Genomic DNA, 16,683 nt, shown 5'->3' on the forward strand with positions numbered 1-16,683 from the left:
TCTTTAAACTGTTTCATATTTTTATGAAACTTAATATTTAGGTAAAACATGTTAAATAATAAAATAGATTTTTCAAAATATGATCCAGAAATATGGTTTGCAATAGAAAAAGAAAAAAAAAGACAAGAAAATCATATAGAATTAATTGCATCAGAAAATTATGCTAGTTATTATGTAATGAATGCACAAGGTTCACAATTAACTAATAAATATGCAGAAGGTTATCCTGGAAAACGTTACTATGGTGGTTGTAAATATATAGATATGATAGAAGAATTAGCAATTAATCGAGCAAAAAAATTATTTGATGCTGATTATGCCAACGTTCAACCTCATTCTGGTTCTCAAGCTAATTTTGCTGTTTATACAGCACTATTAAACCCTGGTGATACAGTATTAGGTATGAAATTATCACATGGAGGTCACTTAACTCATGGATCTTCTGTTAATTTTTCAGGAAGAATATACAATTTTATTCCATATGGAGTAGATAAAAATGGCGAAATTAATTATGAAGAACTATTTAACTTAACTAAAAGATATAAACCAAAAATGATTATTGGTGGTTTTTCAGCATATTCTGGTATTTGCGATTGGAAAAAAATGCGCTTAATTGCAGATGAAGTAAATGCTTATTTTGTTGTTGATATAGCACATATTGCTGGTTTGATAGCAGCAAAAATTTATCCAAATCCAATAAATTATGCACATGTTGTTACAAGTACAACTCATAAGACATTAGCAGGACCTCGAGGGGGTCTTATTCTTGCTAAAAATGGCAACGAATTTTTATATAAAAAATTAAATTTATCAGTTTTTCCTGGTGCACAGGGAGGTCCATTTATGCATGTTATTGCTGCGAAAGCCATTGCATTTAAAGAAGCTTTAGAACCAAAATTTAAAGAATATCAAAAACAAATAGTAAAAAATTCTAAATGTATGGTACAAAAATTTTTAGATAATGGATATCAGATAATATCTGGAAAAACATGCAATCATTTATTTTTAATTGATTTAACTAATAAAAAAATTACAGGTAAAGAGGCTGATATTGCTTTAAGTAAAGCAAATATAACTATCAATAAAAACACTATACCCAATGATTTACAGAGTCCTTTTATTACTTCAGGAATACGTATTGGAACACCAGCTGTGACTAGAAGAGGATTTAAAGAAAATGAGGTTTCTAAAGTATCAGACTGGGTATCTAGTATATTAAATGATATTAATAATAATGACAAAATCATTAATGTTAAAAAAAAGGTATTAGAAATTTGCTTAAAATATCCTGTTTATATTTAATTAAAATATATTCAATATATCCATCTTTGTTAATAATTATAAAAATTATTTTTTTCAAAATTTATTTTAAATTTTTTTATTTAGGCAATTGTATGTTTATTTCTTTAAAATTGATTTTATTTTTATCATTTAAATATGGAATTTCACCTAAAAATGGAGATTTGATATAATTTAACAAAGTTTGGATGTAATATATATTGTATTTATCTTTTGGAAAAATATTATTAGCAATCCAACCACCGCATTTTATTTTTTCCGAAATAATTGCCTTTTCTGTTAAAATTGCATGATTAATACAACCTAATTTTATTGCAACAATGATAATAACAGTTAATTTTTCTTTTTTAACCCAACTAGAAAAGGTATCTTTATAAGATAATGGTGTGTACCATCCACCAGCACCTTCTACTAAAATCCAATTACTTTTACTTATTATTTTTCTTAAACCTAAAGATAATTCTTTTTTTTTAATATTCTTTTTTTTTAATCTACTTAATATATGAGGAGGAGCATTTTCAAAAAATGCAATCGGATTTATTTCTTGATCACTTAATATTATTGAACTACTTTTTTTAAGAATAATTGCATCATTATTTAATAAATTATATTTTTTGTTTTGATATCCAGAAGATACAGGTTTATATCCTGCTGTTTTGTATCCAGCTGCAGTAGCTTTTTTTAATAAAATACTACTTGCAATTGTTTTTCCTACATTTGTATCTGTTCCGGTAATAAAAAATTTTTTAATCATAATAAAATCTTTTTTTATAGCTAATTTATAATTAAAGAAAGATATGTTTTTTAATATAAAAATTAATATTAATGAAAATATTTTTATATTATTTTTTTAATTTTAAAAAATTTTATAAATAATTATAGGAATATTCATATATCTTTAAAATAAGTAACTCGATATTAGTAGTTATGCGTATTTAATAAAGTAACACATAACTATGATATTGAGTTACTTTAAAATTTAGCAAGAAATTATTCTCATATAAGATGATTTATTAAAATTTAATTTAATAAAATATCTTTATAATAGAAAATATTTATAAATTTTTTAAAATATTAAGTATTTAGAAATAGTTTTTTTTATATTATATATTATAATATAGCTGCATTATAGTATTGATCTTTATTTATTTTAACTGACTGTATCATAGAATTAGTTGTATTTTCTTTTAAGATAGATTTTTTTTTATATTCGGGATATAAATTCAATTTTCTAAATAATGCTAAATCATGTTTTTCTTCTGGATTATCTGCAGTGAGTAATTTACATCCATAAAAAATAGAATTAGCCCCGGCCATAAAACACATCGCTTGAGTTTGATCATTCATTTTTTGACGTCCCGCAGATAGTCTAATATAAGATTTTGGCATCATAATACGCGCTACAGCAATTACACGAATAAAATCAAATGATTCTACATTTTTATTCTTTTCCATTGGTGTACCTGGAATTTTCACTAACATATTAATAGGTACACTTTCTGGTGGAATAGATAAATTAGATAATTCCATTAATAATTCGATACGATCTTGTACTTTTTCTCCTAAACCTATAATACCTCCAGAACAAATTTTCATTCCAGCATTACGTACTGTGTGTAGTGTATTTAATCGTTCTTGATATGTTCGAGTAGTAATAATATTACTATAAAATTTTTTTGATGTATCTAAATTATGATTATAAAAATCTAAACCTGCATTTGCTAATTTTTTAGCTTGTAAATTATTTAAAGTACCTAAAGTCATACAAGTTTCCATACCCATTTTTTTGACTTCTTTAATAATTTTTTCTAAATAAGGCATATCTTTTTCGTGTGGGTTTTTCCATGCAGCCCCCATACAAAATCGACTAGAACCTGAAGATTTAGCTTTTTTTGCAGCACTAAGAATTTTTTCTATTTCTAATAACGGTTCTCTTTTTAAACCTGTTTTATATCTAGAACTTTGTGGACAATATTTACAATCTTCTGGGCAAGATCCTGTTTTTATTGAAAGTAATGTACTTATTTGTATTTTATTAGGATTGAAATTTTTTCTATGTTCTTGTTGGGCTTGAAACATAAGGTCAAAAAATGGTTTTGTAAAAAGCATTTTTGTTTTTTCTATAGTCCATTTCTTTTTCATATTATCTCCAAAAAAATTATGATTTTATTCTCATAAACGTTTATAATAAATAATCTAATATTTTATATGTAAATTATCATGAGTCAATCTGATACATTTTTTGATTATAAACATATTTGGCATCCTTATGCTTCTATGATTCATCCTATACCTTGCTATACTGTTATATCTGCTAAAGGATTCTATTTAAAATTAAAAAACGGAAAAAATATAATAGATGGTATGTCTTCATGGTGGTCTGTAATACATGGATATAATCATCCTGTTTTAAATAAAGCACTAAAAAAACAGATAAAAAAAATGTCTCATGTAATGTTTGGTGGAATTACACATCTACCAGCAATTACACTATGTCGAAAATTAATTAAATTAACACCAGAAAAATTAGATTGTGTTTTTCTTTCTGATTCAGGTTCTGTTTCTATTGAAGTAGCAATGAAAATGTTAATACAATATTGGCAAGCATTAGGTCAAAAAAGAAAATTATTTTTAACTGTTCGTAATGGTTATCATGGTGATACTTTCGCTGCAATGTCAGTTTCAGATCCTGAAAATTCTCTTCATAAAATATATAATAATTTACTGCCAAAACAATTATTTGCAGATGCGCCCGTTTCTTCCTTTTATCAAGATTGGAATATTAATGATATTGCATCTTTTAAAAAAATAATGGAAAAAAATTCATTTAAAATAGCAGGAGTAATATTAGAACCTATAGTACAAGGTGTAGGAGGAATGAATTTTTATCATCCGATGTATTTAAAAGAAATAAAAATTTTATCTGATCATTATTCGATTCCAGTAATTTTTGATGAAATCGCAACTGGATTTGGTCGAACTGGAAAAATGTTTGCTTTTGAACATGCTGATGTTGTACCAGATATATTGTGTTTAGGAAAATCAATTACAGGGGGTACAATAACTTTAGCTGCGACTTTAACTTCGCGGCATATTGCTGAGACTATCAGTAAAAGTAAAGCAGGTTGTTTCATGCATGGTCCAACTTATATGGGTAATCCATTAGCATGTGCAGTCGCTAATGCTAATATAAAAATATTACAAACTAATCAATGGAAAAAACAAGTATCTAATATCGAAAAACAATTATTTAAAAACTTATTACCATTAATTAATCATCCATATGTAATTGATGTACGTATATTAGGAGCTATCGGTGTAGTTGAATGCTCACGTTCAGTTAATATGTTTTTAATACAAAAATTTTTTGTTGAAAATGGTGTTTGGATTAGACCCTTTAAAAAATTAATTTATATTGTACCACCTTATACTATTAGTACTTATGCATTAAAAAAACTTATCAATACTATTATAAATGCTTTAAATAAAACTGAGTTATTTACGTAAATTCAATTTTAATATAATTTATGTATAAGTACCCATACAGGTCTTTGACCAGTATCATATATATTTAATTTTTTTAATTCGCCAGTACTATTAGAAATACTGTATATGATGAATGTATTAGATTTTTCCCCGGCTACTATTAAATTTGTATTATTAGAGTTTATGCCAAATGATCGAGGCTGTTCTGCTGTTTGATAACTTTTAAAAAAAACAATTTTGTTATCATATTGATTAATATGAAATAATGAAATAATGTTAAGAAATCGATCAGTAGCATATAAAAAACGACCGCATGATGTTAAATGAATATCAGAAGACCAGTAATGTTCTGAAGATTGATTTTTTAATATATTGATATTTTGTATATTTTTTACCTTTATTATATTTTTTTCTTTATATATTTTCCATATGTCTATAGTTCCATTTAATTCATTTATAGTATAAATAAAATCTTGATTAGGATGGAAAACAATATGACGGGGTCCTGATTTTTTTTGAGTATGTAGTATTTTTTGTTCAGTACTTTTTAATATTCCAAAATCTGTTAAATAATACAAATAAATACAATCTTCTTTAAGAGACATAACAAATAATATATTATATTTATAATTTATTTTAGCAGCATGACAACCTTCTATATTATAGATAATTTGTATTGGATTTTGAGGTATACCACATAGATTTAATGGACTTACACTAATACAATTAGCATGATAAGAACTAGAAAATAAAAAATTCTTACTTTGATCAAAAGAAATATAATTTGATTTTCCTGGAATACAAATTTCATTCTTTTTTTTAAGAAAACCGTTATCACCTATAGAATAGGTAATAATCTTATTATTAGGGGAAATTCCTGCATATAATAAATTTTTATCTTTGATGATTTTTATAGGTTGAACTTCACCATTTGTTTCAATTTTTTGTATTAAATCCATTTTTCCATTATTACATAAATTCCATACTTCTATATTTTTACTATCTGAATTTGCAATATAAACAACCTGTCTCATACTAATTCCTTTAATTTTGTTAAATAATATTATTAATAATCATTTCAAAATATTTTTATATACAATGAAAGTTAAACACTATTTTCATATACATTTCTTAAGAAATTTATAATCCATTTAAGACGTAAATAATCTTTTTTAAAATTTAAAGTAAATTTTATTTTTGTTGAGCTCTCCATCTTCCAAATATTTGGTTCTTCTTGAAATATTTTTAGTAAATATTCAATATTTATAGAGCTATTATGATTGAATTCTATCAAACCTATATTTTTATTAGATTTAATACATTTAATACCAATTAAATCAGCTATTAATTGAATTTTAGAAATTAAAATTAAATTTTTAGAAAAATCAGGTAATTTTCCAAATTGATTAATTAGTTCATATTTTATTTTTTCTATTTGTTTTTCATTTTTTGCATCTGAAATCTTTTGATAAAAAAATAATCTTGTATTAACGTCAACTATATAATTATCCGGTAATAAAGAAGATACATGTAATTCAATTTCTAACGATTTTTTTGATAATTTATCAATAGATAAAATTTGTCCAGATTTTAATAAATTAATAGCATTTCGCAATAATTTTATATATAAAGAAAAACCTATATTTTTTATATGTCCACTTTGTTCTTTACCCAATATTTCACCTACTCCTCTAATTTCAAGATCTTGATTAGATAAAGAAAAACCACCTCCAAAATTATCGACTGATGAAATTGCTTCTAATCTTTTTTTTGCATCTGGAGTAATTTTATTAAAGTTATTAACTAGGAATAAAGCGTAACCTTGATGATTTGATCTACCAATACGACCACGAAGTTGATGAAGCTGAGATAGTCCAAAATGATCAGAATTTTCAATAATAATTGTATTTGCCCTTGGTATATCCATTCCACTTTCAATAATTGTAGTACAAATTAAAACATTAAATTTATTGTTATAAAATTCATTCATAACTTTTTTTAAATCAATATTCTTCATTTTTCCATGACCTATTTTAATATTAGCCTCGGGAATTAATATTGATAATTTTTCAGCAATATTTGTAATATTTTTTACTTTATTATATATATAATAAATTTGACCACCTCTTGATATTTCACGCAATATTGTTTTTCTTATTAATAAAGGATTATATTCTTGAATAAAAGTTTTAATTGCTAGTCTTTGAGCTGGAGGTTGTGCTATGATAGACAAATCTTTTATGCCAGTCATTGCCATATTTAACGTACGGGGTATAGGTGTGGCTGTTAAAGTAAGTATATCAATATTTGAATATATTTTCTTAATATTTTCCTTATGACTTACACCAAATCGATGTTCTTCATCAATAATTAATAATCCAAGATTATACCAGTCTATTTTATTAAATAATAGTTTATGAGTGCCTATTATTATATTAATCTGTCCATTTTTAGTTTTTTTAAAAATTAAATCTTGTTCTTTTTTTGTTTGAAATCTAGATAATATATTAATAATAATAGGCCAATTCGAAAAACGTATTTTAAAATTCTTATAATGTTGTTGTGCCAGTAAAGTAGTTGGTACTAAAACAGCTACTTGTTTATTATTAGACACAGCTAAAAAAGAAGCTCGCATTGCAATTTCTGTTTTTCCAAAACCTACATCCCCACAAATTAACCGATCCATAGGACTTTCTTTAGACATATCTTTTAATACAAATTTCATTACTTCATTTTGATCGGATGTTGTCTGAAATGAACAATTATTGCAAAAAAGTTCGTATTGTTCTTGATCTTTTTTAAATGAAAAACCTTTTTTAGATGCTCTTTTAGCATAAACATGTAATAATTGTGCAGCATGATCATAAATAATTTTACTAATTTTATTTTTTTCTTTATTCCAATCATCGCTTCCTAATTTATGAAGAGGAGCATTTTCAATTGATTTTTCAGTATAGGGTGAAACAAGATGTAGATAAGAAATAGGTATATATAGTTTATCTCCTTCTGCATATGAAATAATTAAATATTCAGATTGTATACTAGCAGTTTCTATAGTAGTTAATCCCTCATATCTTCCAATACCGTGTTCAATATGAACAATTGGATGGTTTAAAATTAATTGAGATAAATGACTATTTTTTAAAGTATGAACATTTTTTTTTATGTTATCAATGCATTGATTTTTAATAAATACTGGTAAAAAATCTTTTGTACAAATAAATAAAAGATTATTTTTTTTATCTAAAAATGTTTTTTTAAGTTCTTTTATCATATAAAAATAATCAAGTTTTTGATTTATATCAATAATTTTTTTTATATACTGTGGATAAATTTTATTTTTCGATAAAAGTTTTAAGATTTTTTTTAAAGATTTCTCTTGTGTTAGAGAAAATATTATTTTCCCTGGAAATAAATATAAATAAGATAATAAATTATTGTTTTTTTTTTGATTATGAATTTTATTAAATAAGTTTAATAAATTTTGATGTTTAAAATGAATAGTATTTTTATTTTCTATAATTTTCATAAGAAGAGTGTTTCTTTGAAGAAAGTAATGATAATTATTAATATATTTTTTTATTATAAAAAAATAATATTTAAGTATATAATTTTTTATAAATTTAATAAAATATTTAAATATATTTTTTTACTAATGTAATAATGTATTTTAATTTTAACTAATTTTATTTTTAAAAATATTTTAATTTTATATATAAAAAATTTTTATATTAAAAATTTTTTAAATAAAAATTAATTTTTAATGTATATCAGTTTTGAAAAAATATATTAATGATTAAATATCTTATGTATTAAATTTTAATAAAACTTAATTTTTTTATATATAACGTTATAAAATAGAAAATATGATATTCAATATAAAAAAATATCATAGAATAGTGATTTAAAATTTAAAAGTATATTTTATATTTACTTTTTTAAAACATATAATACTATGATTTATTATATACTAAAAAAAGTAAAACTAAGAGTTGAAAATATTGTTAATATAAATAAAATTTTGTTAATTTAATTTTTTGAATTATATAAAAATTTTTTTACATCTATTATTAAAAATAAATTTTTATTTCTAATTACATAAAAAGAATTTAAAAAAATTACAAATTTAAGATGATATCAGTATGTATAAACCTATCTCTCTTTTTATCGCTATACGATATTTATGGAGTACTCATTTACCAATATTTAAAAAAATTATTACAATTCTATCCATTATAGGTATTAGTATTAGTACAGCTTCACTGATTATTATTATGTCTATAATAAATGGATCTGAAGAAAATTTTAAAAAAAATGTTTTATCTTTTATTCCCCATTTAATTATAACTAATAAAAATCAATATGTTAAAAAGACGATGTTTCCTAAAAACATTTTAAAATTCAATAATGTTGAAAAAATTTCTGATTTTATTAGCAAAGAAATTATTGTACAAAGCAAAAATAATATTTCTATAGCAGAAATAATTGGAATTGATAATACAAACTATTATAATACACACAACTATAATATAAAAAATATTTTAAATACGCTTAAACCAAAATTTTATAATATAATTATAGGAAAACAATTGGCCAAAAAACTTAATGTGCATATTGGCGATACAGTGAAATTAATTCTTTTATCTAATAAAAAAAAAATATTTAACAAACATATGTTTAAAATAATTAATATTTTTTCAACTAAAAGTGAAGTTGATTATTATCAAATTTTAATGAATAAAGAAGATAGTTTAAATTTTCTTAATTATTCTAAAAATTATGTTACTGGTTGGAGAATATGGTTAAAAAATCCATTATCTTTAAATATTAATACAATCAGACAAACAATAGATGATTTTATTTTATTAGATTGGAAAATGCAAAAAGGTGAACTTTTTAAAGCAATAAAAATTGAAAAATATATTATGTTATTTTTATTTTTTTTAATTTTATTAGTATCTGTCTTAAACATATTTATAATTCTTACTGTATATATAATAGAAAAAAAAAATGCTATTGCGATTTTAAAAACACAAGGATTAATGAATTGGAAAATTATGTTAATATTCGTTATATTTGGCTCAAGTAATGCAATTATTGGAAATATATTAGGAACAATAATTAGTATTGTATTAATAGTACAAAATAATTTTTTAAAATTTTTTATTGATATTTTTTTTGATGAAACGAATATACCAATAATTATAATACCGTCTCAAGTTTTTTTAATTAACATTTTTTCTGTATTGTTAGCAATTTTTTCAACGTTATATCCATCTTGGAATGCTGTTCAATTAAAACCAGCTAAAATTTTATCTAATGAATAATATAATTATAAAATGTCTTAATCTAACTAAATCTTATCAAGATGGAAATTTAACTGTTAATATTTTAAAAAAAATATCATTTGAATTACAGAAAGGAAATATAGCAGGTATTATTGGAAAATCAGGTTCAGGAAAAACTACTTTTTTACATTTACTTGCAGGATTAGATACTCCTACTTCGGGTGAAATATTATTTAATGGTAAATTATTTAGTTCTATGTCATCTAATCAAATGTCAAAATTCAGAAATGTTGAATTAGGTTTTATTTATCAATTTCATCATTTAATGTTAGATTTTAATATATTAGAAAATGTTGCAATACCTCTTTTAATTAACAAGAAAAGTAAAAAAGAATCTGAAGAAATAGCATATAAAATGCTAAAAAAAGTTAAATTAGAAGATAAAATAAAAAAATATCCATCCCAACTTTCCGGAGGGGAAAGACAACGTGTTGCTGTTGCTAGAGCTTTTATTAATAAACCTTCTTTAATAATAGCAGATGAACCTACCGGTAATTTGGATACATATAATGCAAATATTATTTTTAATTTAATATTTAAATTAAATTCTGATTTTAATACTTCTTTCTTAATTGTTACACATGATCCTGTTTTAATAAAAAAAATACCTATTTTATTTAAAATAAAAAATGGTCAATTATTTATTTATAAAAATTAATTTAAAGAAATTTTCATGAATTTTTTACCTTTTTTAATTGCAAAAAGATTATATCTTAAACAAAATAAAAATTACCCAGTACTATTAATTTCCATCTTATCTAAGATAGGAATATCTATTAGTGTATTTGCATTAGTTATGAGTTTTAGTGCATTAAACGGATTTCAAATATTATTAAATAAAACAATTTTGTCAAATTTACCCCATGGAATTATTCAACTAACTGATCAATCGTCTTTAAAATGGCAAGATGTAATAAAAGAATTAAAAATTTTTCCAGGTGTAAATTATGTTCAACCTTATATTGTTACTAATGGATTATTAGTTATAAAAAATGAAATTAAACCAATTGAAATTAAAAGTTTTAGCAATATAGAATTTTTAAAAAAAACTGTCTCTTTTTCAAAAAATAAACATATTTTTTTTAAAAAAAAATACTATGACTATGAAATTGTTCTTTCATCTTATTTATTAAAACATTTATCAATAAAAAAAGGTGACTGGATCAGCATATTTTTCTTATCTAAAAAAGATAACTATATTAGTCCACAGCTAGAAAGTTTTTCTTTAAAGATTGTAGATGTATTTGAATCAAATGGAATATTAGATTCAAATATAGGATATGTTCCCTTTGATTTTTTTAGAAAATTTTTTTATGCAGATAGTAATACTAATACAATCGAATTAAATATGTCTAATCCTTTTAATGCAGATGAAGTTATTTTAAATGCTGTAAAAAAAATCAATAAACCTCTTTTAGCATATACCTGGATTAATAGTTATAAAGATATATATCATAATATTAAAAAAATCAGGGTAATAGTATATTTAGGACTTTTATTATTAGTAACTGTTTCATGTTTTAGTATTGCATCTATCTCTCTCATGACTGTATCTAAAAAAACAAAAGAAATTTCTATTTTACGAAGTATGGGTGCTAATAATTTTCTTATTCAACTAATTTTTTTATATTATGGATTACGCTATATAATTGTTGGTAATATAATTGGTTTACTTATAGGAATAGCGACAATATTGAATTTTAAGAGAATAATATTTTTTTTAGAAAAAAACTTTAAAAATAATATACTCTTAGATAATATCTATTACAATAATTTCTTTCTTTTAAAAATAAATATATTAGACATAATAGTTATATTTATAAGTACAATAATAATAGGAATTATAATAAATTGGTATCCAGCATATTATGCTTCAAAAATTAATCCTAGTAAAATATTAAAAGAATACTAAAAATATTTTTTAAAAAATATTGATTTTAATAAAAAATAATCAAGAAAATACATAAAAATTAAATATCTAATTATTAAAATAATTTTTTATAAAATGGTGAAAAAATGACTATTAAAGTAGGAATTAATGGATTTGGTCGTATTGGACGTGTATTATTTCGACTTGCTCAAAAACGTTCGAATATTGAAATTATAGCTATAAATGATTTATTAACTCCTGAATATATAGCTTACATGTTAAAATATGATTCTACACATGGTACTTTTAAAAAAAATATTGAAGTCAATAAGAATAATATTATTATTGATGGGAAAACAATTCGTATTACTGCAATTAAAGATCCCGAACAATTAATGTGGCATGATTTATCAATTGATGTGGTAATTGAATCAACAGGTCTTTTTTTGACAAAGGAACAAGCTTATAAACATATTTTAGCTGGTGCAAAAAAAGTAGTCGTTACAGGTCCTTCTAAAGATAATATTCCTATGTTTGTAAGAGGTGCTAATTTTCATACATATAAAGGAGAAAAAATTGTATCAAATGCATCATGTACTACTAATTGTTTAGCTCCTTTATCTAAAGTAATAGATGATGAATTTGGTATTATTGAAGGCTTAATGACTACTGTACATGCTAGTACAGCTACACAGAAAATTGTCGATGGAGCTTCTAGTAAAGATTGGAGAGGTGGTAGAGGAGCATTACAAAATATTATTCCATCTTCTACCGGCGCAGCTATTGCTGTAGGGAAAGTTCTACCAAATTTAAATGGAAAATTAACTGGTATTGCGTTTCGAGTACCAGTATCTAATATATCTGTAGTTGATTTAACAGTTCGTTATAAAAAATCTGCTACATATACTGAAATATGTCAGATAATCGAGCAATCTTCTCGAGAAAATATGAAGGGGATTTTAGGATATACTGAAGATGAAGTTGTTTCTACAGATTTTAATGGTGAAGAATTAACTTCTATTTTTGATGCTAAAGCAGGTTTATCTTTAAATAAAAATTTTGTTAAATTGATTTCTTGGTATGATAATGAAACAGGTTATTCTAGTAAAGTTCTGGATTTAGTATCTTTAGTATCTGGAATACAAATATAAAATATAATTATAGTAGTAATTTTTGAAAATATAAATATAATTTTTTATTTTTAAAGAATAGTATTTATACTGCAATTAAAAAAAATAGATATATTTTATTTTTTTACATATAGCAGTATTAAGTCTATACTTAATACTGCTTTTTATATTTTAAAAAATATTTTAGTTTTGTTTTTTAAAAAATTAATAGTCTTTCTTATTTAATTAAATAAGAACTCAAGAAACATTATATTATTTTTTTATATTGAATAAAAAATGGTATTTAATGATTAAATTTTTTTCAATATAATTTATATTGATAACTAATAAAAATTTTATTTTTTAATTTTATTTAAATTCAATTTTATTATAAAAAAATTCTGTAAGACAGTTTAATAAAATAAAATTTGTATAATTATTAAATATTTTTAATTTTTTCTAATTATATAAATTTCAAAGTTTTTAAAAATATATAAATTTCAATAAAAATTATATTTTTTTTATATTTGATTTTGATTAAAATATGGAATAATTTTTTTAATCCATTTTTTTATTCTATCTTCAGTTTTTTCTGCTTGTCGATCTTCATCTAAAATCAATCCGACAAAATATTCTTTATTTAATAAAGCTTTAGATTGTTCAAAATTATATTCTTTTGTCGACCATTTTCCAATTATATTTGCTTTATTTTTTTTTAAAATATTATAAATTATACCTACTGCATCGCAAAAATATTCGCTATAATCTTCTTGATCACCACATCCAAATAATGCAACAGTTTTATTTGAAAAATTAATTTTTTTTAAATGTGGTAAAAAATCATCCCAATCACATTGGACTTCACCATAGTACCAAGTTGGTACTCCTAATATTAAATAATTAAAATTTTCAATATCTTTCTGAGAGGAATTGCTAATATCATATAAAAAAGAAATATCATTACCTATATATTTTTGAATTAATTTAGCTATCTTTTCTGTATTTCCAGTATCGCTTCCAAAGAAAATACCTATTTTGTTCATTTTATTTCCTCTAATAAAATATATTTTTAATATAAATATTTCTAATTTATTTCTGTTTATATTTTACTTTTATAAAAAAATTTTTTTTTATAGATTTTATCTAAAAAATATTTTAATTTAAAATTGTTGTTCGATTTTTTTTATCTATATTATTATAATATAATTATAAAATTTTTTATAAAAATGTAGTATATATTTATAAGTATTTTCCTAATTTAATATATTGAATATAAATAACATGAAAAAAAATTTGGTTTGGTTTCGTAATGATCTTCGTTTATATGATAATACAGCTTTACATGAAGCATGCAAATCTGATAAAGATAAAGTAATAGGTTTATTTATTGCAACTCCTAGAGAATCGAATAATCACTATATGTCTAAGAAAAAAATATCTTTTATTTATTATCATTTAGTTGATTTGCAAAAAGAATTATTAAAATTAAATATTGTTTTATATTATCATGAATCTATTGATTTTTTAAACTCTATAGAATATCTTGTTTTTTTTTGTGAAAAACATAAGATAAATAATTTATTTTATAATTATCAATATGAAATAAATGAACGCAATCGAGACTATTTAGTAAAAAAAAAATTATCTCAAAAAGGACTCTATGTAAAAGGTTTTCATGACAAAATTTTATTTTCTAATAAAAAAATTAGAAATAAAAAAAATGAAACATATAAAGTTTTTACTTTTTTTAAAAAAAAAATTATACAAAATTTATATAGCAATATACCAAAATGTTTTCCTATCCCTTTAAAAAGAAAACCCGATAGAGATACCCTTTTTATTCCAATTTCTTTTAAAAAAACAAATGCATACTTCAATAAAAATATTTTTCCAATTGGCGAAAAAAATGCTATTAATCGTTTAAAAAATTTTTGTATACATAAAATTAATGATTATCCATTGAAAAGAAATTTTCCTTTTTTAGATGGTACCAGTATGTTGTCTCCATATTTATCTGCAGGAATAATATCAACTAGAAGCTGTCTTATGATGATTTTAGAAACAAAAAATAATTTTTCATCAGATGTTATTCTTACTTCTTCCTGGTTTAATCAAATATTATGGCGTGAATTTTACTACCATTTATTAATTGAATTTCCAAAAATTAGTAGATCTGAACCATTAGTGACATGGGAAAAAGAAATTAATTGGAAAAAAAATATACAACATTTTAACGCTTGGAAAGAAGGAAGAACAGGTTTCCCTATAATAGATGCTGGTATGAGACAACTAAATGAATTAGGCTGGATGCATAATAGATTAAGAATGATTACATCAAGTTTTTTAGTAAAAAATCTTTTCATTAATTGGAGGAAAGGTGAAAAATATTTTATATCTCATTTAATTGATGGAGATATAGCACTTAATAGTGGAGGATGGCAATGGTCAGCATCAGTAGGATGTGATGCTGTCCCCTATATAAGAATTTTTAATCCATTAAATCAATCAAAAATTTTTGATAAATCAGGTTCTTTTATAAAAAAATTTATTCCGGAATTAAAAAATGTACCTAATAATGATATCCATCAACCACATGAATGGGCGAATAAACAAAATTTTAAATTAGACTATCCTAGTCCTATTATCAATTATAATGACAGTAGAAAAAAATCTTTGTTACTGTTTAATCAGGCACGATTAAAATTTAAAAAATAGGTTTAAAATTTATGAATAATTTTTCTTTAGAAAATATTATCAATAAAAAATTATTATCTGATCAATGTAAGGATATAGTTCCTAATGGTTTACAAATCGAAGGAACAGAAATAGTAAAAAAAATTATTACAGGAGTTACTGCGTGTCAAGCTTTATTAGATAAAACATTGTTTTATAATGCTGATACTATAATTGTTCATCATGGTTATTTTTGGAAAAATGAATCAAGATACATACATAATATGCAAAGAAAACGATTAAAAACTATACTTACTCATAATATTAACTTATACAGTTGGCATTTGCCTTTAGATATTCATCCAGAATTAGGAAATAACGCACAAATAGCTAAAAAATTAAATATTTGTATTCAGGGCAATATTTTACCTTGTGTTTTTTGGGGAATTATAAAAAATAAAATAACAGGTTTTGAATTTGCAAAGGAAATAGAAAAAAAGTTCAAAAGATATCCTATACATTTATATGAAAATGCTCCATTGTACATTAATCGTATTGCTTGGTGTAGTGGTAGAGGACAAGGTTTTATTAAACAAGCATGTAAATTTGGAATCGATGCTTTTTTAACAGGTGAAATTTCAGAAGAAACTACTCATATTGCTAAAGAGTTAGGTATTCATTTTTTTTCTTTAGGACATCATGCGACTGAAAAAGATGGTGTTAAATCTTTAGGTAAATGGTTGCATAGAAAATATAATTTATGTGTTGATTTTATTGATATTTATAATCCTGCATAATGTTATTAAATAAAATTTAAATTATTTTAAATTTTTATTTTTTTAAATAAATTTAATATCTTTCTTATTATATAATGAGAAATATATTTATACATTTTTAT

At 22.5% G+C, this 16,683-nt stretch carries 12 protein-coding genes and 1 pseudogene; 8 read left to right on the forward strand and 5 right to left on the reverse strand.

Features of this window, described 5'->3' with window-relative positions; genetic code table 11:
• The first annotated feature begins 48 nt into the window (after positions 1–48).
• Positions 49–1,302 carry a serine hydroxymethyltransferase gene (gene glyA, locus D9V61_RS01470; protein ID WP_158339474.1) on the forward strand — a complete coding sequence of 418 codons (1,254 nt, stop codon included), beginning with the start codon at positions 49–51 and terminating at the stop codon, positions 1,300–1,302.
• A 76-nt stretch (positions 1,303–1,378) separates the two neighbouring features.
• On the opposite strand, the gene bioD is transcribed toward glyA, so the two are convergent.
• On the reverse strand, positions 1,379–2,053 hold the full coding sequence (bioD, locus tag D9V61_RS01475) for a dethiobiotin synthase (RefSeq protein WP_158339475.1): 675 nt from the start codon (positions 2,051–2,053) through the stop codon (positions 1,379–1,381).
• 466 nt (positions 2,054–2,519) lie between these two features.
• A pseudogene (bioB, locus tag D9V61_RS01480) lies at positions 2,520–3,441 on the reverse strand (biotin synthase BioB); the annotation flags it as partial.
• Between the two features lie 78 nt (positions 3,442–3,519).
• Here bioB and bioA point away from each other — a divergent pair.
• Positions 3,520–4,806 (forward strand): adenosylmethionine--8-amino-7-oxononanoate transaminase, encoded by a 1,287-nt coding sequence (gene bioA, locus D9V61_RS01485; RefSeq protein ID WP_158339477.1) that lies wholly within the window; start codon positions 3,520–3,522, stop codon positions 4,804–4,806.
• 8 nt (positions 4,807–4,814) lie between these two features.
• On the opposite strand, the gene pgl is transcribed toward bioA, so the two are convergent.
• Positions 4,815–5,819 (reverse strand): 6-phosphogluconolactonase, encoded by a 1,005-nt coding sequence (gene pgl / locus D9V61_RS01490; protein WP_158339478.1) that lies wholly within the window; start codon positions 5,817–5,819, stop codon positions 4,815–4,817.
• Between the two features lie 71 nt (positions 5,820–5,890).
• A complete protein-coding gene (gene mfd / locus D9V61_RS01495) occupies positions 5,891–8,314 on the reverse strand; it encodes a transcription-repair coupling factor (RefSeq protein ID WP_158339479.1) in 2,424 nt (807 codons plus the stop codon).
• Between the two features lie 613 nt (positions 8,315–8,927).
• Here mfd and D9V61_RS01500 point away from each other — a divergent pair.
• From D9V61_RS01500 to gap, 4 genes are all read left to right on the forward strand, one after another.
• Positions 8,928–10,112 (forward strand): lipoprotein-releasing ABC transporter permease subunit, encoded by a 1,185-nt coding sequence (locus D9V61_RS01500; protein ID WP_158339480.1) that lies wholly within the window; start codon positions 8,928–8,930, stop codon positions 10,110–10,112.
• The gene (lolD, locus tag D9V61_RS01505) at positions 10,105–10,791 is read left to right on the forward strand and encodes a lipoprotein-releasing ABC transporter ATP-binding protein LolD (RefSeq protein ID WP_158339481.1); all 687 of its coding nucleotides are present in this window, start codon (positions 10,105–10,107) and stop codon (positions 10,789–10,791) included. Before D9V61_RS01500 ends, lolD begins: the two co-directional genes overlap by 8 nt.
• Before the next feature lie 15 nt (positions 10,792–10,806).
• Complete coding sequence (locus D9V61_RS01510; protein WP_158339482.1) at positions 10,807–12,045, forward strand: FtsX-like permease family protein; 1,239 nt, start codon at positions 10,807–10,809, stop codon at positions 12,043–12,045.
• Between the two features lie 104 nt (positions 12,046–12,149).
• Positions 12,150–13,154, forward strand: coding sequence for a type I glyceraldehyde-3-phosphate dehydrogenase (gap, locus tag D9V61_RS01515; protein WP_158339483.1), 1,005 nt, complete (start codon positions 12,150–12,152; stop codon positions 13,152–13,154).
• A gap of 479 nt (positions 13,155–13,633) precedes the next feature.
• Here the strand turns inward: gap and fldA are convergent, their stop codons facing one another.
• Entirely contained in the window at positions 13,634–14,155 is a 522-nt protein-coding gene (gene fldA, locus D9V61_RS01520) for a flavodoxin FldA (protein ID WP_158339484.1), read from the reverse strand.
• Between the two features lie 238 nt (positions 14,156–14,393).
• Between fldA and phrB the strand changes: the two genes are divergently transcribed.
• Together phrB and D9V61_RS01530 are read left to right on the forward strand one after the other, a co-directional pair.
• Positions 14,394–15,827 carry a deoxyribodipyrimidine photo-lyase gene (gene phrB / locus D9V61_RS01525; RefSeq protein ID WP_158339485.1) on the forward strand — a complete coding sequence of 478 codons (1,434 nt, stop codon included), beginning with the start codon at positions 14,394–14,396 and terminating at the stop codon, positions 15,825–15,827.
• An 11-nt stretch (positions 15,828–15,838) separates the two neighbouring features.
• Positions 15,839–16,582, forward strand: a complete 744-nt coding sequence (locus tag D9V61_RS01530) for a Nif3-like dinuclear metal center hexameric protein (protein WP_158339486.1) — start codon at positions 15,839–15,841, stop codon at positions 16,580–16,582.
• Positions 16,583–16,683 lie beyond the last annotated feature (101 nt).

The organism is Buchnera aphidicola (Acyrthosiphon lactucae), assembly GCF_005083565.1.
GTDB lineage: Bacteria > Pseudomonadota > Gammaproteobacteria > Enterobacterales > Enterobacteriaceae > Buchnera > Buchnera aphidicola_AH.

What these genes read in the sequence shown, in the direction of transcription:
- D9V61_RS01510 (WP_158339482.1), top strand. Translation starts at nt 10,807, where the DNA reads ATGAATTTTTTACCTTTTTTAATTGCAAAAAGATTATATCTTAAACAA.
- lolD (WP_158339481.1), top strand. Translation starts at nt 10,105, where the DNA reads ATGAATAATATAATTATAAAATGTCTTAATCTAACTAAATCTTATCAA.
- pgl (WP_158339478.1), bottom strand. Translation starts at nt 5,819, where the DNA reads ATGAGACAGGTTGTTTATATTGCAAATTCAGATAGTAAAAATATAGAA.
- fldA (WP_158339484.1), bottom strand. Translation starts at nt 14,155, where the DNA reads ATGAACAAAATAGGTATTTTCTTTGGAAGCGATACTGGAAATACAGAA.
- bioD (WP_158339475.1), bottom strand. Translation starts at nt 2,053, where the DNA reads ATGATTAAAAAATTTTTTATTACCGGAACAGATACAAATGTAGGAAAA.
- glyA (WP_158339474.1), top strand. Translation starts at nt 49, where the DNA reads ATGTTAAATAATAAAATAGATTTTTCAAAATATGATCCAGAAATATGG.
- bioA (WP_158339477.1), top strand. Translation starts at nt 3,520, where the DNA reads ATGAGTCAATCTGATACATTTTTTGATTATAAACATATTTGGCATCCT.
- gap (WP_158339483.1), top strand. Translation starts at nt 12,150, where the DNA reads ATGACTATTAAAGTAGGAATTAATGGATTTGGTCGTATTGGACGTGTA.
- D9V61_RS01530 (WP_158339486.1), top strand. Translation starts at nt 15,839, where the DNA reads ATGAATAATTTTTCTTTAGAAAATATTATCAATAAAAAATTATTATCT.
- mfd (WP_158339479.1), bottom strand. Translation starts at nt 8,314, where the DNA reads ATGAAAATTATAGAAAATAAAAATACTATTCATTTTAAACATCAAAAT.
- D9V61_RS01500 (WP_158339480.1), top strand. Translation starts at nt 8,928, where the DNA reads ATGTATAAACCTATCTCTCTTTTTATCGCTATACGATATTTATGGAGT.
- phrB (WP_158339485.1), top strand. Translation starts at nt 14,394, where the DNA reads ATGAAAAAAAATTTGGTTTGGTTTCGTAATGATCTTCGTTTATATGAT.